Source organism: Sporomusa intestinalis (assembly GCF_055383785.1).
Genome location: NZ_AP042390.1, coordinates 3,542,083 through 3,565,214 on the forward strand (window position 1 = coordinate 3,542,083; position 23,132 = coordinate 3,565,214).

The window sequence follows — 23,132 nt, forward strand, 5'->3', positions numbered from 1 at the left end:
GCCAGGAGGGCAGACACCGCCCTTTGCCTCTTGGCCGTCAGCAGCGTAACAGATAAGGTGGTCCAGGCACTATCTGCGGGAGTAAAGAAAAAACCCCGCAATCCGGTAAACCGCGATTACGGGGGATGATTTTTTTATTTACCGGTAGCGGCGGCAATCATGGCTTTGACATTTTCAACCTTGGCATTCGGCGGTATCGAGCAGCCGGAAGAGAGGATAAAGCCGGGTCCCATATCCCGGATTAACTGGGACGAATAATCATATACCTCGTCCGGTGTTCCCAGCGTCAGTTTTGCGGCCGGAACATCCCCTTTAATGCACATGACGTCACCGATGACTTCTTTAACTTTATAAATATCGGTGGCATTGTCGGTCTCAAAAATGCATTTTCCTTTCGGCAGGGTCCGGAAGTATTCCAGATCGCGCGACCAGTTGGAATCGATATGAATGTCTGCGAATGCCCCCTCCTCCAGGATAACATCGATTGTTTCTTTCAGATATTTCCAGGTAAACCGCTGCCATAATTTAGGCGAGAAAAATTCACTGGCCCCGCGGGCAGGAGACATGAAGACAATGGCGGCATTCGTCGCCCGTATTTGCTGCCGCAGCGTTTCGAGGCATTCTTTTTGAATCACATCAAGAACCGCTTCCACCTTATCCGGTATCTTATACAAATCCCGCATAAACTTCGGCATGGAGCGGCCGCCGCCAAGGAGTTCCGGTACGGCCACGCCGATGATGGGCGAATAGATCATGTAGCCGGCATCCTCAAAGTTTTTGACAAACTGCGGCGTTTGCGCCAGATCCTCCATAATCTGCGGCAGCGGATAATGCAGCCTGTTCACCAGATAATCCTGCATAAACGGGCCCCAGCCCTTATTGAGTATCGTATCGTAGTCCTCCACTGTCATGACTTCCTTCTCGTCCAGCTGCCACAGAGCCTCTGCCGGCAGTTCCCGCCCGGGCAGCTTCACATGGGTCATAAACAACAGCGGAAACAGCGGTCCGGCTGCATATGGGGCGTTCATACCGTCAATATCGCCCAGAGCTTTCGCTGAATTCAACATAGTTTGGTTTTGCAGGACAATGCTTGAACAAAAATCGGCCATCTTGACCCCCATATGGTTTGCGCAAAAGGCATCAGCCATGATGATGACCGGTGTTCTGTCCGGTTTTTCCAAAGTGATGGCTTTATGGACCCTGGTCTTACGTTCCAAAAGTAATTCTTGTGGTGTTTTCATGTCAACACTCCTTTGTATATAATGATTAAATATTTATTTTTCATCAGCGGCGCACCGTTAATTCGCAGCCGTAATACGCAGCCTTTCCCCTAGTTGACACTACTGCCCTGAGCAGGCTATGACCAGTTATGGGGGGCAGGTCTATTGCGGAAATCCCGTATATTCAAGTCCCACTGCTTCTGAATCATAGTATTGTTTATGTCTGTCAGCAGTATACGCAACCAGCCATATAATGCCTATTTACCGGTAGCGGCTGCAATCATAGCCTTAACATTTTCAGGCTTGGCGTTAAGCGGAACACAGCAGCCAACTGCCAGGATAAATCCGTCCGGTCCTAAATCGCTAATCAGTTTTCGGCAATACTGATACACTGCCTCCGGTTCTCCCAGGGTCAGCAAAGCGGCCGGAACATCCCCCATTACACACATGTGACCGGCCAGCACCTGTTTTGCTTTATATAAGTCGGTGTTGCTGTCAGAGGATAAAATGCATTTGCCTTTTGGCAGGTCTTTTAAATAATCAATGGCGCGAGTCCAGTTGTTATCCCAGTGCAGCAAGGCGTAGGCGCCTGAGTCAACAACAAGCTGCACCTGCTTTTTAATCAGCGGTAAGGCAAAACGCTCCCACATTTTTGCCGACATATATTCAGGCGCGCTGCGCGTTGCGCCGATGAATACGGCAAAGGGCTTAAATGCAGCAAGCTGTGCTTGCAGCCCTGCCAGCATATCAGCGGCCATAACCGCCAGCACGGCTTCGACCTTATCAGGCATCCGGAACAAATCCTTGGTCAGATTGGCCATTCCCCGCGCACTGGAAAGAACGTCAAACGGGATGACCGATATAACCGGGCTAAAGGGAACAATACCCGCATTGGTATAATTGGCTATAATTTTTTTCCAGTCGGCCGCGATATATTTTTGCAAATCGGGCAGGGCATCGGGGAAATGGGCAGCAAGCACCTGTTGTTGATAGTAATTGAAGCCTTTAGCCAGAATAATATCATAATCGGCAACTGTCATGGGCGAAGTTTCATCAATCTGCCACTGACTATCAGGCGGCAGTTCTCTTCCCGGCAGCTTTACTTTGGCGAAGGTCGCCGCTCCCAAGGCATGAACACACGGGGTTAAGTACTGAATACCATCAATTTCACCCAGTTGGGCGATTGATTGTAGGTGAATCTGACTGCTTACCTCCAAATCCTGCAGATATTCAGCCAAGGGGATGCCCATATGGCGGGCAAAAAAAGAATCGGCGGCAAGAATTACCGGAGTTCTGTCCGGTTTTCCCAGCGTAATCGCTGTTGTTAGCCTGTTGGTGTGCATACTTAGTAATTGTGCATTACCTTCCATACATCCTCCTAATGAATAATATCTTAACAGGCAATCTGCTTCTTCAATACAAATGTACGGTCCCGCACATTGCTTAATTTTTATGTTAGAATATTTTGTAAGCGCCGTCAAATTCTCATAATTCCGACTACTATTCCTAATCAGCATAATAAACAGGTTTAGCCATCTATCGTTTTGTTGGCAGTTATATTATGATATATATATATCTATATATCATAATTCGGGCAGGCAGGAGGAATCTGTCATGGACATTCGGAATTTGCAGTCCTTTATAACGGTTGCGCAATGCCTCAGCTTTACAGAGGCTGCTAAACGGATCTACATTGGCCAGTCAGCCCTAAGCAAACAAATTGCCGACCTTGAATCAGAATTGGGCGTTGAGCTATTTATTCGCCATCATAGATCATTGGCATTGACACCTGCAGGCAAGACGCTGCTAAAAGAAGGCAATGGCCTAATGGCCAAAATTACCGATATAGTGGAAAAAACCCGGCAGGCCCAGCGGGGAATCCGCGGCAGTTTGAAAATTGGCTGTTTTGGATTCGAGAATGCCTTTCTCCCCTATTCCCTCAAAAAGTTCCGTGCTCTCTACCCGCAAATCAGTGTTGATATCCGTGTCTTAACCCTAAGAATGATCGAAAACGCTATCGAGGCGGGAGAATTAGACCTTGGCTTTACCTTAATCATGGGCAGTGAATTAAAGGCTAACCGGTTCTCCCGGCGTTTAATTCACCGAACCCCCCTGTGCTTTTTGCTGCCTGGCGACCACCCCTATGCCGGCACCGCTTCATTAGATATCTCGGCTTTAGCGGCGGATTCTTTTATTGTCCTGTCTGAGTCCGAAACACCGGATGGCTTTAACTGGTTTATGAATCTATGCGCCGACAGGGGGTTTACCCCCAGCATTGCCAGTAAAACCACGCGTATGGAAAGTGTATACTGGTATGTGGAGGCAGGAGTGGGTATTTCTTTTATGCCGAAAGATCCCTCGCTGGTCAGGCACGTGCCTGCCAATATTTCTTTAGTCAGCATGCAGGGAAAAGAGGCCTATTGCAACATTATGGCGACCTGGAAAAAGGAGCATACGAACCCGGCCGTTCCCCTCTTCCTCAAAGTCCTCAATCAATTCAGCCAGGATACCCAGCCTGATCCCCCAAAATACCTTCTGACACCAGCGGCAGGGGCGCGGAATTAAATAGCGAAGGCCCAGCCCGCTGCATTCTCCCCGCCCCTTTACTTATATAATACAATTATTGTAATATATACATAGAAAGGATGGTGCATTCCTATAGCCAGACATGCAGAAACGTCTGACGAAAAAGTTACCGTTAGTGCCAGGGTCAACGGAGCCGCAGTCAGTATTTTAAAGCGTTATGATATTCCAATTTCTGATGTAATCGAAGCCGGCCTCATCTATTTTTTATGTTTGGATGATATCGACAAAGTTGCCCATTACTTAAAAAACAATTCCGATGTCGTTGACAGGTCTGATTTTAAAATTCCCCATACCGCCTGGACGGAGTGCATACGGCATGTACTTGATTTGAGCGCTGCCGCCGACGTCAAGGAAGAAGTAAAATCTTTCAAGTCGGCAGCGAAATGGCTGCCTGACAAAGGAGCGGCCCGGATTAATCAACTGAGCCTGCGCAAACTAACGACGTCAGAAATAATAAAAAAAGCCGACGACCTTATCCGGACAGGTAATATTCAGGAAGCACTCCTTTATTACGATTATGCGGTCATGGTCCTAAAAAATGCCGCAAACTCTCGGCAGATCGGGAAACTGCTGCTAATTATTGGTGACGCTTATTGTAAAATGGGCAACTTTTCCCTCGCTTTAAGTGCCTATGAGGGGGCGGAAGTATATTTTGCCAAAGACAATAATGAAAATGATAAGGCAGAACTGGCTTATTCCCGCGGCGTTTGTTTCCAGCTGTGGGGCAAACACAAAGAAGGCTACGACTATTTACTCACGGCCCATGAACTTTTTACTACGGTGCGCAACTTTGATAAAGCCCACAAAACACTGTCCCGCATGTCGCTCAGCCTTAGCTTTTTAGACCCCGAGGATGCGATTAAAGCCTGCAATGATGCTATAGATTTTTTTGAACAGCAAAAGGCCATTTTTCAGGATAAACTGGTTAAAAAATTATAAAAGGGGCCGTGTTGAAACGTAAGAGTCTCCACACGGCTCTTTTTTAGATCAATGGCTCGGCTGATTACACCAATAATATGGTTAGCAGGTATCAGGGTCTCCAAGTCCATCGGTAGCATCAATGGCTTCTGGTTGTAGTCTTTAAACGCTACTTTATCATGCACTTTTTGCCCTTTTCGATACATCTTTCTACACCCGCCACGCTTACTATTTCTTATCTTTATTTTCCCATTATTTCCTTGTCCGCATGAAAAAGCCGCTAAAGCTCATTGCTTGAGCGGCTTTTTCGGCCAGTTTTCACTTGGCCCTCTTACTCTGTTATGAACTGCCTACCAGCGATGAGTAGCTGTCAGGAGGACTGTCCGGTCTTCACCTGCATAGCTGTAAGTACTTTCATATTGCTTATTAAATACATTGCGGATATTAAGGGCGTAATGCCAGTCAGCGACATCATAGCAAAGTTGCGCGTCAGTCAGTAAGACATCGCCAAGCTTTACGGTATTATCATAATTATAGCGGGAACCAATATAGCGAAGACCTGCACCAAAGCCCAATCCTTTTGCTGTTTTGCCTGGTAGGGAAGTGTCAAGCCACAGGGTGGCATTGTGCCGCGATACGCTTTGGGGTCGAAGACCAATATCGCTTGCAGTGCTGCTTTTTGTTGTTTTGGCGTCAAGCAAGGTATAAGAAGCTGTAAGATTAAGACCTTTAAAAGCAGCCATGTTGGCTTCCAGCTCCAGACCTTTGGATTTGACTTCGCCTACCTGTACCTCATACCATTCGGTGGATGTGTTGAGCGGGTCAGGCGTCAATACATTTTGTTTGCGCAGGTCAAAAAGGGAAGCGGTAAAGCGGGCGTTCCTGTGTTTCGGTTCATATTGTATACCCAGTTCGTACTGCCGGCTGGAAGACGGATCAAAGTTCTTGCCGTATCGGTCCTGTCCCTCCACTGGTTCAAAGGCTTCTGTGTAGCTGAGATAAGGTGATAATCCGTGTCCGGCATGATAGACCAATCCTGCTCGTCCGGAAAATTGATTCGCCTTGTGCCGGATTCTTTCCCCGGTCTGGGGATTCATGGCATTTCGGTCGTAGTGATCCTGCCGTCCGCCTAACAAGGTTGTCCATTTATCGCCAAGCTTAAGCTGGTCTTGGGCATAAAAACCAGTCTGTTTAATGGTAGCTTGATAGTTTAAAGCGGTTTCGGGAAAAGTTAAGGGAAGACTATTGTATTGTAAATTGTCCAGATCAAGGGAGGCATCAGTATCGGCATAGCCATAACGCTGTTTCAGATTACCTTTTCGGTAATCAACGCCAATGACGGTATGATGGCTTACGATACCGCTTTGCCATTTTGCTTCCCCATAAGTATCCATAGTATAGGAATCGGCTGTATAATCATACACTTCCAAGGGTCCTAGTGCAACGGTATGGCCATCATTCTGCAGCGTTGCCCAGTTCATGTTATAAACGGTTCCCACATGACCGTACCGGAATTTGTTGTGCAGTGTCCATGTGTCATTCACTTTGTGATCCAGGAGATAGCCATAATAATACTGCTTGCGGGTATAGCCGCCCCAGCCTGGTATGCCTAAATATATTTTATCGGAAATCCCGTAAAGGCTATCGCCGGGATGGTAAACATATCGGTCATCACTGCCGTCAAGTGCATCTTTTAAATAATGAGCCTGGAAAGTAATGTTAGTATCATCGCTGATTTTCCAAGCCAGAGACGGAGCAATAAAATTGCGCTGGGAATTGCTGTAGGCGGCAGCAAAGTCACGGTCGCGGCTTAAAGCCGTCAGGCGGAAAGTCAGATTCTCCTGTCCGCCGGCCTGTCCGCCAAGATCAAGGGCTGCACTTCGATAATGGTCGGTACCTCCTTGAATCCGGACTTCTCGCAGCGCTTCGGCAGTCGGTTGTTTGCTGACCCAATTAAATAGACCACCGGGTGAGCTGCCGCCGTAGAGTGTGGAGGCTGGGCCGCGCAGGATCTCCAGACTCTCCATGCCATACGGTTCAAAATCCCATAAAGCATAGCTGTTGGTGGATAAGCGCAGACCGTCAACGCCGGTGCCTTCATAGCCGACACTGAAGCCCCGTACTAGGCTCCAGTTCCAGCGGGTATCGTTGCCCCAGGGGCTGGCGGTGATGCCGGCGCTATAGGACAAAGCCTGAGCCAGGTCAGTGACGCCGCGGGCGTCCATCTGCTCTCTTGTTATAATACTGATGGATTGTGGCGTGTCGCTAAGCGCCGCTTCCAGCTTCGTTCCAATGGTGCTGTATTTGGCTATCCGCTCGGTGCCTGTTGTAATTTTATTAGCAATGACCTCAACTCCGTCCAGTGAAAATTCACTTTGTTCTTTGGTTGAGGTCATTGGATTTTGCTCGCTGGCGATCTGATCAGTGGCTGCTTCTGATGCCGCAGAGACCATTGGCATCTGCCAAAACAGGATGTTGCCAAGCAGGGCATAGAGCAAGTTCTTTTTAGTATGGGAAAGTTTTTTCATGATATCGCTCCCTTGTTCTATACACAGAGTGGCCATCTCTGTTTAAAAATAGTAACGCGTGACTTGTTGCCAATTATAGCAAGGACTTTTTATTTGCGTCAAGGCACTAGCAACAAGGAGTTTCTGAGCTTGCTTCAGCAGTCAATCCTTCAGAAAGCGAGAACGTTTATCATTTATACGTTTGTAACGTTACAATAATTGCGATAAAAACCAATAGTATTATGTTAGTTTCAAACAGCAGATTTGTGCCCAGGTTATTTTTTTTTGCTAAAGCATATGCTATCATAAACAAAAAAGCTGATCCAAGCGCAGTTTATAAAATGGGCTAAAGGATGGTGACGATGGGGACAAATGAGTATCTGTTGGGGAATGGTGAACTGGCGGAACAATTAGGCTGCAAGAAATCAGAGTATGGTAACAGTATCTTATATAAGCTGCCGCCGGCAAATGGTAATAGCTGGATCATTGATATTCATCCGGCCCCGGGATTATTTGTCACCAATGCTTTTTTTCAGCTGCTGGAACCGGTCACAAGAACCTATGCTATTACGCAAACCGGGCTATGGCTTTGCTCGTGGGACAGCGGTGATGCTACGATTATTGAGATAGGTAAAAAGGCCAGAAAATTGTGTCAGGGAATCCATTTAGTGGTAAATAGAGGCCAGATGATAAAAGTAATTTTCAGTGCTGCTGAGCCTATTTGGTATACCAGTGTGCTGCTATTTGATGATTTTTTGACAGGGTATCTAAAAGGCAGGCCTTTGGAAGAAGGATTTACTTCAGCCGCTGCAACCGCCTGGAAAAATCCGCAGTATAATACCCCGGACTTAGTGATGGTATTTGAGCAGATAAAATATGCCATTAGAGACGCAACGGTACCCATGCTGTACTACGAAGGCAAAATCGGTGAAATTCTGGCACTCATTATGCGTAATATCCAGCATGAGGCTTACTACAAGACCCATTTTAAGAAGCATCGCCCCGAACATTTAACCTATCAAAATTTGCAATACATCTTGCGGGTTAAGTCTGCATTGGACAAGGATATTTTAAATCCGCCAACAATAGAAGCACTTACCGCCATTGCTGAAATGGGGGCAACCAAACTGCGCCAATGTTTTAAGATATTATACAAAATGACCATTGCTCAATATGTGCGACAAGAGCAAATGAATTATGCCTTGCGCTTATTGTCTCATGACAACATGAGCATTTGTAATATTGCGGGTATCGTGGGGTATGATAGTGCCAGCCAGTTTACTGTTGCCTTTAAAAAAGTGCATGGTTTCGCACCTAGCGAAATTAGAAAATCCTTTCGGATATAAGGGGATGAATTCAGAAAAAGGGGCCGTGTTGAAACGTAAGAGTTTCCACACGGCTCCTTTCTTTTGCCCACCAGCCAGAAACCTGCTAAAAAAAGGAGGCTGTCAATAGTAACAGCCTCACGATGCGTTCAAAGACAAACGAAGGTGGGTACGCCTGCCTCAGCATTCCTCAACTAATGAAGAACCAGCTTACGCCAAAACTATATAATGCTCTGAAAGAAAGTTTTTCACCTTCCAGGAGAGCCAAATAACGTTTTTCTGGCCAGGCTCACGCAGTTTCCTCGCTCTGCCGGCGAAAATGATAGGAGAAGTAAATCCGGAACAACAGGCCGCTGCCAACTTGCTAATAACATCATCAGACTGGCCCGGGTAAAAAGCGAAATAAAATCTCCCAATTATGTATTACAAAAAGTAAATTTATATAATACAAATATAGCCTTCTATTATTTTTTTGTCAAGACATATTTTCCCTGCCGCCAAACCTTCTGCATTTAGAAACAGCGCCAAAGCTTAACAGGGTTATTGCCGCTTCTATAGCCAATCGCTATATGATCTGTGTCAAGATAAAAATGCCATTTTCTATTGACAATCGTTTGCCCGGTTCTGTAAAATAATATTATATATAGATGTATATACATCATGGTAGTTTTTGCAATAAATAATATATTTTCTTGTCAGTTCACTTGTAAAACGCAAGGTTAAAGATAGGAGAAAATAATAGATGGCTGCCAAAATACGGTTGGATATTGTTACTCCTGACCGCATGGTCTATTCTAAAAATGTCAGTAAGATTATTGTCGCAACGCCGGCAGGCGATTTGACCATTCTTCCCGGCCATTCCCTGGGGGTTGCCAGCCTCGAAATCAGTTCCCTCAGAATTATCAGGGACAAAAGTGAGCAGCAGCTGTTGATCGGCGGCGGCTTCCTGGAAGTACGCAAGAATAAACTCATGGTCTTAGCCACTTATGTGGAAACCCAGGCGGAAATTGACAGCAAACGCGCTAAAGCAGCCAGAACCCAAAAAGAATTGAAGTTACACGGCGGTATTGCGCTTACCCGCCGGGCCCGCATCCGCACCTATCATGCAGCTCCGCGCGTTACGTCTTCCCGGACGCAAGAACAGCAAAATAAAAAATAATTTTCAGCCGACATTTACGCAGTTACCTTTCCCTGCTATTAAACCGGGGAGAGGTGGCTGCTCTTTTTGCCCATTAGCACTGTCCTTCAAACACGAAATGCAAGCTCCTGTACTCTTGCAGCCAGGCCGGTCAGTCCTTCAATAGCTTTACTTATCTCATAGCTGGCAGCTTTCTGCTGTGCACTGATTTTATCAACCTCGTCTATTTCTTTTTCAATCTGTGTTATTTCCCCGCGCATGCTTGCTAAAATTTCCTTGATCTCCTTAACAGATACCTGGCTGTTAACAGACAACTTCCGAATCTCCTGCGCCACCACCGAGAATCCCCGCCCTTGCTCTCCCGCTCTCGCCGCTTCAATGCTCGCATTTAGCCCCAGTAAATTTGTATTTGCTGCTATGTCCCGAATGAACATAAGGATAGCGTCCGACTTGCCAATATGTTGCACCATAGATTGACCTGTGGTCCCGAGCAGTTCTAATCTCCTGTTAAGTAAGGCCGCATTAGCTGCCAGTTCCTGGCTGGATGCCGCCACCTGCTCAGACGCTGCGGCGATGGTTTGCGCAACATCATGCAGAATCTCCTGCGTTTCTAAACTGCACGCCAGGCCAATTGCACCGACAATTTCACGGTCTTCATTAATGACAGGCGCACTAATACTCCGGAACGGAAAGCCCCACACGTCTTTTGCCACCACAATATCCTGCGTAATTCTACTGCTTATGGCTTCCCACATACCATCGCCTTTGTTCACAGCTTTACCGACCGGAGACTCATGCTGCATCTTTCTGCCTGGACTATAGTATAAAAAGGTGTTTCTGTCAGATATAACGGCCATGGCGTCAAACGGCAGCACCGTTTGCATGATAGGTATGCATAAAATGAGTGATTCTAGTGTTTTATCCATAATCGATACTTCCCCCTTTTGCTCTACTTCCTCTTTCTTATGCCTCTATTTATAAGCAATAAACGTGCCAAAGCAATATTGGCCGGCGCCGGCAGAGCAAAATACGGAAAAACGAAGAGCATCCCCTATAGCAGGATGCTCTTTAGTATTGGCTGCTTGTAGCTAACGATCTCGTTACAGGCCTGATGACAAACAACGATTAACTGCCTGCTTGCCATAACAATTATATCGTTGCAGATCGTGGGAGCTGTTCATTTCTTTTCCACCTGTTAGGGCTGCATTGGAACCGGAAAAACCCTTAACAAAAAACGGAATTGCCGGATTTGAATGCTTGCGATTCCAAGCAATCATTACATCAAAGAAGCGTTGCGGATAAGTAAGTTCAATAACGCAAATTTCAGGGCCGGCGACTTCACGGACAGGTCCGGGAACTACCATCACTCCCAAACCGGCTTCAACCATAAACAACAATGAAGCTAAGTCCTGACTGTGGTTAGCTACATGGGGAGTAAAGCCGCTTTCGCCACATATTCGATAAGTTAAATCATGCAGCAGGCAATCTGCTTGCTGATTGAACATGACGAACGGTTCATTAGCAAGCTCTGCTATATCAATTTTCTCCTGTTTGGCCAATGAGTGCTGGCGGTTAACGGCTACGCAGAATACATCGCTTAACAACCGCTGACCAACAAGATCAGGAAAACTATGTAATTGATACGACAGGGTAAAGCCAACATCTAATGCGCCCCGCATCAGTGCTTCATTCATCTTTAGCCAATTGTATTGATACAGTGTAATATGAATATCAGCGTATTTTTGATGAAAGCCTCTGATTGCTTGGGGCAGTATCGCTTTCTCAATGCCGCCCAAAAAACCTATTTTCAAAAATCCGGAAATTCCTTTAACAGCTTGCTCCATCTTACTTGCTATTTCATTAGACACAGCCAGCAGAGCATACGCCTCTTCTAATAAGACTTTTCCCGCCCAGGTTAGCTCCAGCGGGCGTTTATTCCGGATTATCAGTTGTACGTTCAGTTTCTTTTCCAATTCTGAAATTTGCTGGCTTATGGCCGATTGCGTAACACCGGCCTGCGCAGCAGCATCGGTAAAATTCAAGCATTCTGCCACCGAAATAAAGTACTTCAATTTTTGAATATCCATCCTTTTGCCCTCACCCGCCTCTCCTGCGCACCATGTTTTGCTAAGACAAGAGAAGAGATACACTTTCTGATAATGAAAAAAATAAACCAAGCCTTCTATGTTTAGAAAGGACTTGGCAATAATTTAAGTCAACATAGGCAGCCCAAACCAGACGCGTAAGCTGCGCTGACCTTTTCTTGCACTCCTTTCCAATAGGGAAGCATAGCAGTTTCCCACTATACCGATCGGCCGGCTACCATGCCAAAACGGGTTAGGTAGATCGGCTAAGGAGTAGTAGCTAATTCAATTTTTCGCAGCATGATGCGGCCATGACAAAACAAGGCAACCTCTGATTACAACTATCTTAATACATCTGCCAAGCACTGTCAATCACTATTGCTAACATAATCAAACATAAACGATTTAGTGGTTAAAGTTAATTAGGCATCAGTACATTTGCGTTTTATTGTTGCCGCTAAATCAAAGGACCCGGAAGTTGTCTGCGCTGCCTGCCGGAAGTATACGGCATAACCAGCGGGAGTGAAAAAAAAACGTCCCTGGTGCTGCTGTACCGCAGTAGCACCAGGGGCGTCCGCCCCTAGACTTTCCAGCCGGAGAGGGATGGAGCTTACATTATTTTTTTTGGTTTTGTCTCATTTGCCCCACCGTGCAGATAAGACCGAGAATCAGCATTAAGCCGCAAAGATAGGAAGCAACACCAAGGTCGACACTCATTTCCCTTCCCCCTTTTTACCATTTTTTCCCCGGATTGGCGAACCGCCAGGCGCCATAAAGGATAAAAGCGATTATCAGCGTTAATATTAGCTCTTGCATAAATAATTGTACAACCCACATATTTCTTTCCTCCCAATGCAGTTATTTCAGGTTAGGATGATCTGCGGCAGCATAAGCAACAGCCGCGGTATTGGTCCGGCGAAGCATCCCGGGTTCGCCGGGAAGAGCGGCAAACAAGATAACGCCTAACACAATGGAGCATAAAGTCACAGGGTACATATTCAAGGCCCATGGACCGGATGCCCAGGCCGGGGTGGCAAAGGTCCACCAAAAGTTTACAATATAGGTAACAATAACGGTTATCCAGGCAGCGGGCTTACTGGTCTTCCAAATTAGGCCAAACAGAAAGATCAGGAACAGCGGGATGCCAAAAGAAAAGGCCCACAGGAAAACAGGAAATAAAATAGGGGCAATCATGGCGGGAACAGCTGCCAGCAGGCCACACAGCAGAATCATCGGCCGCATCAGCTTAAGCCTGGTGCTGTCAGACATTGCCGGGTTACAAGCACCTTTGAGAATATCGTTAACAAATACGGTTGCGTTCCCCATAATAATAGCACTGCCTGTCGACAATACAGATGTCAGTAAGCTAACCATTAGCAAGGCATAAACCCACTGCGGCATCGTTTTCAGGGCGACTTCCATGACTATCAGCTTAGGGCCTATAGCAGCAAACGCCGGAATGGCCATACCGCACAGCGCTATAACAACCCACGGAAAACAAGTAAGAACATTAGTCAAGCTGCAAATCCAGAAGCCTTTCCGGCAGTCTTCATCTGTTCTTGCCGATAAGAGCGGTATATACATCCCCTGAGCAACGCCACCTGCACAGATATGCAATACAGCTACCGGTATTATGACCTGAAATAATGTTTCCGGTGAGAAATTAAATAAATCAAATTTCCATAATTGATCGACTTGCGCATAGGTGGCGAGTATACCTTCCCAGCCGCCAACATTAGCAGCAAGCCACGTTCCCAGGAAAAACAAGGCAAGATAGGAGCCGACCGTCATTACTATGACGTTGATCGTACTTATCCATACCAATTCCAATACCCCGCCAAAGATAATGTACCCAATCATTAACAGAAAAGCCAGGATAATACACCAGGGCTGATACGGGAGTACTCCGGCACATAAACCGTAAATAGCGCCGGCTGTAGCCAGCGTTTCAGCCATAGCAATCGCGGTCCAGGTACTAATCTGTATACTGCAATGTAAAAAACGCATCTTGTGCCCATAGAGAAGTCCCATAGCCTCAGGAATTGTTTCCACTTTTAAGTTGCGCACCCACGGTCCGGTCCAGAACATCATAATCGGGATAAAGGCGCCGCCGACAATGATCGGCCACCAAAGTACTGCCGCTCCCATTACCGAGGACGACTCCCATAATGACATGGTATGTCCGGAGCCATGCGGGATAAGCGCTAAAGCTAAAGTAACCAACCCCCAGGTTAGCGACTGTCCCCCCATTGAAAAATCAACCATGTTCTTGATGCGGCTATGGAGAAAATAATTCGCCAAGCCGATTAAAATGACAAAATACAAAATAGCAATGATTAACGGTCCCCACATAGTAACAACCTCCTCCTTTTTGGCAATATATTACCTGCATATTCATCATTATTTTTTTATTTATCCCCTCCCCACGCCAGCACCGGCCAGTCATACTGCTCTCCCTGCCTGGCGCCTTCCCTCCGGCCTTAAAATTGCTGTTTAAAATATGCGAATATTCATTTTTTATTGCAATTCATGTGCCAAGCTAAAAATCCCGTTTTAGCAGTAATTTTCTTACATTCTGCAATCTATCGATGATTTTTTTCATCGCAAATATATAAGTTGATTTAATTTTTCCATAAACATTACTAATATTAGGCGAAATATTCTGATGCTGTTATTCATCATACGATGCCTTCTGCCATCTGTTGTGGCTTCTGATTTCTCCATGGTGTAATCATTATAAAAAAAAGCGGCAAACTGGTTGAACCACCGGTTTGCCTGACAATATTTCATCAAAAAGGGGTTATCGCGCCGGGAAATTAGCGGAATACTACAGCAAATCTCCTTACAAAATTATAAAGTAACTCTGCTCTTGCCCACCAGTAACTAGTAAGTCCTCCGGCGTGTTAAGATTGTGGATATCGCCTCTAATTCGCCGCTAAACCTTAAATCCTGTTCATTACCTGCAGCATTTTTACCTTAGAATAGAATTGAAATACGCTGATCCCATAATGCCGCCTCCTGTGCAAAAGCTCCTTACAGGCCGGGGAAAACCGCTGTTGACTGTTCATCAATGGTGCCTACCAATACGGCGGAAACTTTCTGGCCGGCCCAAAGCGGACCGCTGTTAGCAGGTACGTCAATTAAAGCATTGCACATAATCATAGATTTTAATATGCCATTACTCTGTTCCCCTGTCAGTTTTATATAATTTTTTTCATTTTGCCGGTAAAGCCTGCCCCGCAAAAATCTCCGTTGCGGGCTTTGCTTATGAAACGTATCAGCAAATACTGCCGAAATACGCAAAGGCAGCTGACCCGCAAGCCCCATCATTTTTTTTAATAATGGCACAACGATTAAGTCAAAAGTTATCAGGGCTGCAGCAGGATTTCCCGAAAGGGCAATAATCAGTTTATTGTTTTTTTCAGCTGCAATAATAGGTGCTCCTGGTTTCATATCGACTTTCCAAAAAATAATATTTGCTTCCAGTTGCTTCAGAGCATGTAAAACCACGTCATAATCACCGACAGAAGCTCCGCCTGTGGTAATTACTATATCGGACACCATCATGGCTTGAGAAATCCGCTCAGTAGTAACCGCCTGCTTATCAGCGACAATCCCAAAAGCAATCGGTTCCGTACCTAACTTTAGGCAAAGCGCCCGCAAACTATGTAAATTACTATTATAGATTTTTCCCGGCTGCAGTTCTTGCGCCGGGTCTAACAGCTCATCTCCGGTGCTAAGAATAGCTACCCGTACTTTATTAAATACCGGCACTTTGCCTAATCCAATCCCAGCGCATAAACCAATCAGCGACGGGCTTAGCAACTGATTTTTATAAGCAACGGTTTCGCCTTTTTTTATATCCTCTCCCGCCTGAATAATATTGCTGCCGCCGTTTAAGCTAGCCCGGATTGTTATATAGTCCCCGTTTCTGTCTACGTCCTCATATTTAACAATCACATCAGCGCCAGCCGGCAAAGGCGCACCAGTCATTACTTTGCTTGCGGTACCTGCGGTTACTTTCTTCGCCGGGAGATATCCCGCCCGGATCTCCTCAATCACCCTAAGTCTGACAGGCCCCAGTTGGGCAACCTTTTCCGTATCTTTTGCCAGCAGGGCATATCCGTCTAATGGCGATTTGGCAAATGGCGGCAAATCCTGATTTGCCTGTATATCTTGACTTAAGACACGGCCTGTGGCGTCGAATAAAGACACATAACCTGCTTTTACAGGCTTAGCCAGCGCCAAAAGCAAATTCTGAGCTTCTTCCAGAGAAATATTTGTCTTCACCTTTTTCCCTCCTATCACGATTAATACTATGCGCCGGTGCCAAATGAACAGGCCGGATACTGGCAGACATCACATTCCAGACATAAGCCTCCCATCCCCAATGTAATGATATGAGATCTTGTAATCACCTGCTTTGTCAGTACAAGCGGCAGCAGGAGATCGAAAATGGTAGTCTGATGATACATGACACAACCGGGAAGTCCTAATATCGGTACGGTCCCCAAATAAGCCACCATCAGCATCGCCCCTGGTAAAACAGGTGCGCCGTAAGTTACTATTTCAGCCCCGGCTTTTTTAATTCCACTTGGTGTTACATCGTCAGGATCAACCGACATCCCACCGGTAGTCAGGATAAGCTCTGCCCCATCGGCAAGTAAGGTTTTAACAGCATTGGCTATTAATTCTGCCTTGTCCGGAACAGTAATATGCTGTATTACTTTGCAATCATATCTTTCTGCTTTCCTTCTGACAACCGGCGTAAATTTATCTTCTATGCGGCCATGATAAACCTCGCTCCCGGTAGTAATAATACCGACCCTAAAGGGATGAAATGGTTGTATGGATATTACCGCCCGGCCATTGGCGATAGTATCCACAAGCTCCAGTTTCCGTTCAGCAATGACTAAGGGAACAACCCGGACACCGGCTATTTTATTCCCTGTTTTTACCGGTCTGTGATTATTGCGGGTAGCAACTGCTATTTCCTCCACCGAATTAATTTGCCGCAAAATCTGCTCGTCGATCATGCAGATTCCATCATACTCAGCCGTCATGGTGACCTTACCTTCACTAGGCTCGGAAAGAAGAATTCCTTCGCCGCTTATCGTCCGGGCAATGCGTAGTCCTGCATCATTTTCATGGACGAAGCCCTCTTTGCATTCCCAGACAAAGATATGCTCCTTGCCTAGCTTTAACAGTTCGGGAATGTCCCGGGCCGTAATGATGTGACCCTTTTTGAATGCCTGCCCCTTAAATTCTCCGGGCACGATTTTGGTAATATCGTGGCACAATATACAGCCAACAGCATCTTCCACTCTCGTTTTCTGCATATACTTCATCTCCCTCAGGGTTCATTATCCGAGCAAATTCCTTTTACGTCGGCAATTATTTTTTTTATAAGCAACTTACAGTTAACCATAAGTTGACTCATATCTGCTGTGGATATCTTATCAATATGAATACCTGCCACAACCGTTACCCTGCAATTTGTTGCCGCCGCTATTTTCCTCGCCGCCTTCCGGGCTAACCCATCCTCTTTGTGGCCGGTTACACACAGGACAGAAACACTGGCAGAAACCTGCGAGGAGTCAGCAAGGCTGGGGCGCGGTATCCCCAGAGCCACGGCCCCGATGTGATAGGCAGTGCCGCCGCCAATGACTACCACTACATCGGTTCCGCAAATACAGACTGCTGCTTCCACTTTGTGAACCCCTGTGCCCCAGCTTACCCTGCGCATTTCGATCTGACTGCTACTCTCGTTCACGCATTTTTACTCCTTTCCAGGGAGCGAACTCTGCAAAAGCAATATCAAACAGCAGCATAATCTTCCCCATAAGGTGATTAACCATATCTTGAATCGAGCCTGGGTTATTGTAAAAAGTCAACATCGGCGGAAGAATGATGCAGCCCTGTAGAGCAGCCTTGGACATATTCTCCAGGTGAATTAAACTTAATGGCAGTTCTCGGGGTACCAGCACCACCCGGCGCCGTTCTTTAAGGCAAACATCGGCCGCCCGCAGCAAAAGATTGTCCGTAAAACCTGTAACAATACCGGACAATGACTTCATACTGCAAGGAATGACGACCATTCCATCTGTTTTAAATGACCCACTGGCAATTGGTGCCGCAAGATTATTAATATCATGCTGATAGTCCGCCCAAACGGCGATATCCTGAAACCGCATATCGGTCTCATATTCAAAGGTTTTTTTCGCGCCATCAGTAACAACCAAATGAGTTTCACAATCTGGCTGCGCTGCCAGTGCCTTCAGTAAACTCACGCCCAAAATTACACCGCTGGCGCCGGTGATGCCAACAATTATTTTCATGTATCTGTGCCCCCTAGAGTATAACTAAAGAGATGCCAGGGTCTCTGGCCGGCAGGCCCGGCCAAATTTACCGGCGCACGGGGTGCGTATACCAGGCGACCCCGACCGGGTCGGGGCCGCCTAGCCTGCTGCTAACAGAAAAGCCCAATTTTCAGCATACAGGTCTGATGCAGCTAATTTATGTTGCTACCTTTTTTTGAATAACTCCGGCGCATAACGGCTGGGGTCCACCTCCATAAAATTCGCCCTGTGGAAATGGTCCTTTAGGGAAAAAGGTACTGTACAATCAAAAATTACCTTGCAAGAAATGCCACGATCACGGATCAGGGGATTATAGTCGGCAGTCTGGGAAGGGTCTAACGGATGACAACGTACGCCGGGTATAAAAACTGTGTCAATATCACCTTGATAACGGGTATTTAGAGCCCACAGAACATCATTGCTGTCAAAGGGGTCCACATCCTCATCGACTAAAATTACATGTTTTAGCTCCGAGAAGGCCGAGAAGGCCAATAACCCAGCTTGTCTTTGCCGGCCTTCATCACTGGGCATGCTCTTTTTGAATTGCAGCACCGCCATATATTTGCCCCCACCGGCCGAATGGGCATAAACATTCACCAGACGGCCTGGCATGGCCTTTTCCACCATCTGCAATATACTTGCCTCGGTCGGTATGCCGGCCATAGTTACATGCTCTTCACTTGGCCCGATGCAAGTTTGCATAATGGGATTACAGCGGTGAGTAACTGCTTTTACTTTGATCACCGGCAGTTCCGGTGCCGCCGGCCCTGAATAACCGGGGAATTCCGGCATAGCTTTGCCGGTATTACTGTGGAAATCTTCGCGCATGCGTACTCCCGGCAGCAACTCGCCTTCAATAACATATTCCGCATTAGCAATGGCCCGTTCGTTAATCGTTAAGCAGGGGACCATCTCTACGGCTTGTTGCCTTATGGCTCCGGCCACACTTAATTCATCAAAGCCAAGCGGGGTCGTCGGCGGTTCAAAACATGACCCCACCGCAATAGCCGGGTCTACGCCGATACTGATTGAAATCGGCAGCGGCTTGCCGGCAGCTTCGGCTGTTTTAAAAAAAGAACCTATATGGCGCGCTCCGGGGGTTATCCACATCGACATTTCGTCCTTGCTTTGTAAGCACAAGCGGTGTATGGTGACATCTGATTCACCTGTTGCGGGATCTGAGGCATAACACATACCCAGGGTAATATAGGGACCTGCGTCTTCTGCGGTATTGGTTGGCGCAGGAATCAATTTTCTAATATCGAAACCGGGTTCTGTTGCATAATGGACAATTTCCTGACACAGGGCCCGCTCGCGGGGAATGGTTACAGGCGCGATCGGCTCTTTAACGGCCTCATTTAAAAGAAAGCCAAGATGCTCCGGCTTGGTACCAAGCAGTAAGGCTACTCTTTCCCGACTGGCCAAAATCCCGGTGACCACTTTTGCCCCTGCGTGCCCTTTTATGTTATTAAAGGACATTGCCGGTCCAATTCGCGTGGGCCGCTGCACCGTCCCGCCGGCGCCCACATGGCGATAAACCCCGGCTAGTTCTGCCTGGGGATCTACTGGTTCGTCGGTCTCAATTAATTGTCCCGGAACGGCCCTTAAGAGGTCCAGGGCGGAACGCAAATCAGTTATTTTTGCATTGGTATTTGCAGACATCATACACCCTCCCCTAAAAATCGCGGCAACGGTATCCGCGGCCAGCACGCCAGGTTATTAAATGCCCCGCCGGCAAACCGCTTTACCGCCTCGCGGTTGCAAAAAGTTCACCCAATCTCGGATAACATAAGTTAGGCTTTGTATATCCACAATACAGTCAATACTATTTTGCTAACCCGTTATCCATTGCCGAATTTATATCTTTTTGGAAAAAATCAGTGGTAAAACTAACTACTATGGCGCTAAAGACGGGAAACAGGGCAAAAAACATCAGATTATAGCCCACAGGCAGGTTCATGGCTAACAGCATGCCGCCGATCAGCGGGCCGGCCGTACCGCCAACACGGCCCAGGCCATAGCCCCAGGTGGTACCTGTGGCCCGGAAAGAAGTTGGGTAGGACTGGGCGATGTAGGAACCGGCCACGCCGGACAGACCGTGCTGGGTCGATCCGGTCAGGAACAAGCATACTGCCAGCAGGTAGGGATTTGGCAAAAAACCGATTAGCGAGACAAGCACGGCTAACGTAACCAAGCCGATTTGCAGCGACTTCTTACCGCCAATAGTATCCTGCATCCAGCCAAACAGGGGGATACCCAGTAAGAACCCAAGATTCCAGGTCATTGTAAAGAATAAGCTGGTATTTATGCTCCACCCCAGCATGGTCATAAGTTTAGGCAGCCACATCAAAACCCCATAGATGAATATGTAGTTGCTCATCATCATCAGCCAGAACAGAATGGTATTTTTGCCGTAGCCGGCTGAGAATAAACTGGCCAGACTGGCTTTACCGGTATCCTTCATATCCAGCTGATAATCATCTGCCGGCGTAGCCTTGAACGTCGGTTCAACTTTTTCTAAAATCCGGCCAATTTCCTCCTGTCTCCCTTTCTTCTTAAGAAAGGCTAATGATTCAGGCAAAGAATACTGCGCTACAAGCAGCAGCACCATAACAGCAGTAAGAAGGAACATCGGTCGCCAGCCATAGGAAGAAATAATCGCCATCCCCACCAGAGCAGCGATCACTGTACCTGAAGCCATACCGGAAGTAACCCAGACAGTTACACGGCTGCGAATTGGCTTCGGCGAAAACTCTGAGGCATAGGCCACTGCCAGCGGAAAAACACCAGCCAGGGCGAAGCCGCCCAGGAAACGGTAGACGGCAAACTCGGTCAAAGTGGAAACAAAACCGCACAATACGGTGAATACGATATACATAGCCGTGCCGATCATAATTGCCAGCTTCTTGCCAATCTTATCGGCTAAAGGGCCGAAAAACAAGGAACCGAAAATCATGCCAAACATGCCCCAGCTGCCGAGCATACCGATTTGAGCAGGGCCAATATTCCAATCCTTCATTAAGGAGGGAATAATCAGGCCAAAAATGTTAATATCGATACCATCACAAATTGTGGTAATCATACAAATACCAATAATTTTCTGGAAAAATCGATTAAATTTAGCCTTATCAATTATTTCACTTATCAATATTGGACGCATTTCTTACTCCCCTTTAATCTTAAATCTGTTTTGCTCCGCATCCCTGGCAGTACCCAGTGTCTTGGCCATTTTGGCCGTCATCAAACGAAAAAGATAATGTGGTCAAGACACTAGTTTAAAACCTAATTCTGCCGTGGCAAGAATTAGATAAACGCAATAATTTTTCTAATTATTCGGTATATTTAGGTTGTGCCCGCTCACTTCGCAAACCCCCCAGACTTAGACAACCACTGCTACGGCGTCGCCTGTTTTTATGACCCCGCCGCGGAGAACAACCGCAAAAATCCCTTCTGTGGGCATGATACAATCGCCGGCCTGATAATAGATGGCACAACGGTTATGACATTTTTTACCGATCTGGCTTACTGCCAGAACCGCTTCACCTATGCGGAGACGAGTTCCCAGCGGTAAAGCCGGCAAATTTAAATTAACGGTTGTAATGTTTTCTGCGAAATCACCGGGATTTACCAGGAGACCCGCCTGCCGCATTTTTTCTATACTTTCTAATGCCAGTAAGCTTATCTGCCTGTGGGCAAATCCGGCGTGCGCATCACCCTCTAAACCTAAACCCTCTAGTAGGCGGGCCGAACTAACATTTTTTTTGCGCTCCCCCTTGTTAAGGCTGGTGGATACGGCGACTACCCTGCTTTCCAAATCCATGTCCCTTCCCTTCGGCTTTATTTTTTTGGTTCATCCCCCAATTTGCGACATTCGCCGTTTAAAATCCGGATAGCCACTGGCGCGGCAAAGGGAATGGCCCTGCGGTTTGGCCTTGACGGCCTCATGAAATAACATAGCCAATTCCCTGTCACTGGCCCCACTGCGTAAAGGCGTTTTAACATCCACCTCCCGGTTGGCTAACAGGCAGGGTCTAAGCATACCATCAGCAGTCAGTCGCAAACGATTGCACTCGCCGCAAAAATGGTCGGACAGGGGTGTAATAAAGCCGAATGTGCCTCTGGTCCTGGGGAATTGGTAATATTTCGCCGGTCCGTTGCCCTTAATATTGCCTGCCGGCCCCAATGCCTGGCTACCAGCAACCGTACTTAATAATTTTTTCACAGTAGCCGTATCTGACCCGCTGCCAATACCGTTGCCGCCAATGGGCATATATTCGATAAACCGAACCGCTATGGGATGGCGATAAACCAGTTGATTAAAATAGGCTAAGTCGGTTTCTTGCAAGGCATCGGTCATCACTACATTAAGCTTTACCGGATGCAGTTCTGCCTGCAAAGCACTTTCAATCCCCCGCAGCGTGTCTTCCAGCCGCCCGCAGGTCGTGATTCGGGAAAAGCTGGCCGGATTGACAGTATCAAGACTGATATTGACGCGATGCAGGCCGGCGGCTTTTAAAGCCTGCGCCAGCGGCGGCAGCAAACTGCCGTTGGTGGTCAGAGATATATCATCGATAATGCCTATTTCCTTAATGCTGCGAACGAAATCCACAAGGCCGGCCCTTACCAGCGGCTCTCCGCCAGTAAGCCGTATTTTGGTGATTCCTTCGCGGCCAAAGACCGTAATTAACCGCAATAGCTCTTCATAAGTAAGAATTTCCTTGTGCTCCAGCCACTGGGCCCCTTGGGGAGGCATGCAGTATACACAGCGAAAATTACAACGATCGGTAACAGAAATCCGCAGATAGTTCACAACGTGCTGATAATGGCCCGGCATACCTGTCCTCCTCTCCCGATATAAGTAAGCGAAATTAGCAAACGGTAATCTGATTTCGGATTTCTTTCGGCATGAATCCTAATTGGCGTCTGACTCATGGTCTACCAGCAGCATGTATCTCCCTGCTCTGATAGACCATTTATCATAGCCGAACCTCTATT

18 protein-coding genes and 1 riboswitch are annotated in these 23,132 nt (G+C 47.0%); of the genes, 4 read left to right on the top strand and 14 right to left on the bottom strand.

Going from position 1 to position 23,132, the window contains the following annotated elements; translation table 11 throughout:
* Positions 1-134: 134 nt before the first annotated feature.
* On the bottom strand, positions 135-1,241 hold the full coding sequence (locus ACZ481_RS16740; protein WP_464766490.1) for a uroporphyrinogen decarboxylase family protein: 1,107 nt from the start codon (positions 1,239-1,241) through the stop codon (positions 135-137).
* Between the two features lie 236 nt (positions 1,242-1,477).
* Positions 1,478-2,590 (bottom strand): uroporphyrinogen decarboxylase family protein, encoded by a 1,113-nt coding sequence (locus ACZ481_RS16745; protein WP_464766491.1) that lies wholly within the window; start codon positions 2,588-2,590, stop codon positions 1,478-1,480.
* Between the two features lie 244 nt (positions 2,591-2,834).
* Between ACZ481_RS16745 and ACZ481_RS16750 the strand changes: the two genes are divergently transcribed.
* Both ACZ481_RS16750 and ACZ481_RS16755 read left to right on the top strand, forming a co-directional pair.
* The gene (locus tag ACZ481_RS16750) at positions 2,835-3,785 is read left to right on the top strand and encodes a LysR family transcriptional regulator (RefSeq protein WP_464766492.1); all 951 of its coding nucleotides are present in this window, start codon (positions 2,835-2,837) and stop codon (positions 3,783-3,785) included.
* Between the two features lie 231 nt (positions 3,786-4,016).
* Positions 4,017-4,745, top strand: a complete 729-nt coding sequence (locus tag ACZ481_RS16755) for a hypothetical protein (protein WP_464766493.1) — start codon at positions 4,017-4,019, stop codon at positions 4,743-4,745.
* A gap of 329 nt (positions 4,746-5,074) precedes the next feature.
* Here the strand turns inward: ACZ481_RS16755 and ACZ481_RS16760 are convergent, their stop codons facing one another.
* A complete protein-coding gene (locus ACZ481_RS16760; RefSeq protein ID WP_464766494.1) occupies positions 5,075-7,252 on the bottom strand; it encodes a TonB-dependent siderophore receptor in 2,178 nt (725 codons plus the stop codon).
* A gap of 341 nt (positions 7,253-7,593) precedes the next feature.
* Here ACZ481_RS16760 and ACZ481_RS16765 point away from each other — a divergent pair, with 341 nt between their 5' ends.
* Both ACZ481_RS16765 and atpC read left to right on the top strand, forming a co-directional pair.
* A complete protein-coding gene (locus ACZ481_RS16765) occupies positions 7,594-8,577 on the top strand; it encodes a helix-turn-helix domain-containing protein (protein ID WP_464766495.1) in 984 nt (327 codons plus the stop codon).
* 721 nt (positions 8,578-9,298) lie between these two features.
* On the top strand, positions 9,299-9,715 hold the full coding sequence (gene atpC, locus ACZ481_RS16770; protein ID WP_464766496.1) for an ATP synthase F1 subunit epsilon: 417 nt from the start codon (positions 9,299-9,301) through the stop codon (positions 9,713-9,715).
* Positions 9,716-9,801: 86 nt separating this feature from the next.
* Here atpC and ACZ481_RS16775 read toward each other — a convergent pair whose 3' ends face one another.
* The 11 genes from ACZ481_RS16775 to moaA all read right to left on the bottom strand — a co-directional run bounded on the left by ACZ481_RS16775 (position 9,802) and on the right by moaA (position 22,971).
* On the bottom strand, positions 9,802-10,620 hold the full coding sequence (locus ACZ481_RS16775; RefSeq protein WP_464766497.1) for a methyl-accepting chemotaxis protein: 819 nt from the start codon (positions 10,618-10,620) through the stop codon (positions 9,802-9,804).
* A gap of 174 nt (positions 10,621-10,794) precedes the next feature.
* Positions 10,795-11,781, bottom strand: a complete 987-nt coding sequence (locus ACZ481_RS16780) for a LysR family transcriptional regulator (RefSeq protein ID WP_464766498.1) — start codon at positions 11,779-11,781, stop codon at positions 10,795-10,797.
* A gap of 165 nt (positions 11,782-11,946) precedes the next feature.
* Positions 11,947-12,064, bottom strand: a riboswitch (molybdenum cofactor riboswitch).
* Positions 12,065-12,636: 572 nt separating this feature from the next.
* Positions 12,637-14,130 carry a sodium:solute symporter family protein gene (locus ACZ481_RS16785; RefSeq protein ID WP_464766499.1) on the bottom strand — a complete coding sequence of 498 codons (1,494 nt, stop codon included), beginning with the start codon at positions 14,128-14,130 and terminating at the stop codon, positions 12,637-12,639.
* 681 nt (positions 14,131-14,811) lie between these two features.
* On the bottom strand, positions 14,812-16,068 hold the full coding sequence (locus ACZ481_RS16790) for a molybdopterin molybdotransferase MoeA (protein WP_464766500.1): 1,257 nt from the start codon (positions 16,066-16,068) through the stop codon (positions 14,812-14,814).
* A gap of 26 nt (positions 16,069-16,094) precedes the next feature.
* Positions 16,095-17,117 (bottom strand): molybdopterin-binding protein, encoded by a 1,023-nt coding sequence (locus ACZ481_RS16795; protein WP_464766501.1) that lies wholly within the window; start codon positions 17,115-17,117, stop codon positions 16,095-16,097.
* A 14-nt stretch (positions 17,118-17,131) separates the two neighbouring features.
* The gene (gene lpdD / locus ACZ481_RS16800; RefSeq protein WP_464766502.1) at positions 17,132-17,551 is read right to left on the bottom strand and encodes a prenylated flavin chaperone LpdD; all 420 of its coding nucleotides are present in this window, start codon (positions 17,549-17,551) and stop codon (positions 17,132-17,134) included.
* Positions 17,538-18,116, bottom strand: coding sequence for a UbiX family flavin prenyltransferase (locus ACZ481_RS16805; RefSeq protein ID WP_464766503.1), 579 nt, complete (start codon positions 18,114-18,116; stop codon positions 17,538-17,540). Before ACZ481_RS16805 ends, lpdD begins: the two co-directional genes overlap by 14 nt.
* Before the next feature lie 186 nt (positions 18,117-18,302).
* Positions 18,303-19,802, bottom strand: coding sequence for a UbiD family decarboxylase (locus ACZ481_RS16810; protein ID WP_464766504.1), 1,500 nt, complete (start codon positions 19,800-19,802; stop codon positions 18,303-18,305).
* Between the two features lie 160 nt (positions 19,803-19,962).
* Complete coding sequence (locus ACZ481_RS16815) at positions 19,963-21,297, bottom strand: MFS transporter (protein ID WP_464766505.1); 1,335 nt, start codon at positions 21,295-21,297, stop codon at positions 19,963-19,965.
* Between the two features lie 219 nt (positions 21,298-21,516).
* Complete coding sequence (locus ACZ481_RS16820) at positions 21,517-21,957, bottom strand: MOSC domain-containing protein (RefSeq protein WP_464766506.1); 441 nt, start codon at positions 21,955-21,957, stop codon at positions 21,517-21,519.
* A gap of 30 nt (positions 21,958-21,987) precedes the next feature.
* Positions 21,988-22,971, bottom strand: a complete 984-nt coding sequence (moaA, locus tag ACZ481_RS16825) for a GTP 3',8-cyclase MoaA (RefSeq protein ID WP_464766507.1) — start codon at positions 22,969-22,971, stop codon at positions 21,988-21,990.
* Positions 22,972-23,132: the final 161 nt, after the last annotated feature.

Coding starts and splice junctions, on each gene's coding strand:
- ACZ481_RS16745 (WP_464766491.1), bottom strand. CDS start 2,590: ATGGAAGGTAATGCACAATTACTAAGTATGCACACCAACAGGCTAACA.
- ACZ481_RS16795 (WP_464766501.1), bottom strand. CDS start 17,117: ATGCAGAAAACGAGAGTGGAAGATGCTGTTGGCTGTATATTGTGCCAC.
- ACZ481_RS16765 (WP_464766495.1), top strand. CDS start 7,594: ATGGGGACAAATGAGTATCTGTTGGGGAATGGTGAACTGGCGGAACAA.
- ACZ481_RS16760 (WP_464766494.1), bottom strand. CDS start 7,252: ATGAAAAAACTTTCCCATACTAAAAAGAACTTGCTCTATGCCCTGCTT.
- ACZ481_RS16810 (WP_464766504.1), bottom strand. CDS start 19,802: ATGATGTCTGCAAATACCAATGCAAAAATAACTGATTTGCGTTCCGCC.
- ACZ481_RS16815 (WP_464766505.1), bottom strand. CDS start 21,297: ATGCGTCCAATATTGATAAGTGAAATAATTGATAAGGCTAAATTTAAT.
- ACZ481_RS16780 (WP_464766498.1), bottom strand. CDS start 11,781: ATGGATATTCAAAAATTGAAGTACTTTATTTCGGTGGCAGAATGCTTG.
- moaA (WP_464766507.1), bottom strand. CDS start 22,971: ATGCCGGGCCATTATCAGCACGTTGTGAACTATCTGCGGATTTCTGTT.
- ACZ481_RS16820 (WP_464766506.1), bottom strand. CDS start 21,957: ATGGATTTGGAAAGCAGGGTAGTCGCCGTATCCACCAGCCTTAACAAG.
- ACZ481_RS16805 (WP_464766503.1), bottom strand. CDS start 18,116: ATGAAAATAATTGTTGGCATCACCGGCGCCAGCGGTGTAATTTTGGGC.
- ACZ481_RS16750 (WP_464766492.1), top strand. CDS start 2,835: ATGGACATTCGGAATTTGCAGTCCTTTATAACGGTTGCGCAATGCCTC.
- ACZ481_RS16740 (WP_464766490.1), bottom strand. CDS start 1,241: ATGAAAACACCACAAGAATTACTTTTGGAACGTAAGACCAGGGTCCAT.
- ACZ481_RS16775 (WP_464766497.1), bottom strand. CDS start 10,620: ATGGATAAAACACTAGAATCACTCATTTTATGCATACCTATCATGCAA.
- ACZ481_RS16785 (WP_464766499.1), bottom strand. CDS start 14,130: ATGTGGGGACCGTTAATCATTGCTATTTTGTATTTTGTCATTTTAATC.
- atpC (WP_464766496.1), top strand. CDS start 9,299: ATGGCTGCCAAAATACGGTTGGATATTGTTACTCCTGACCGCATGGTC.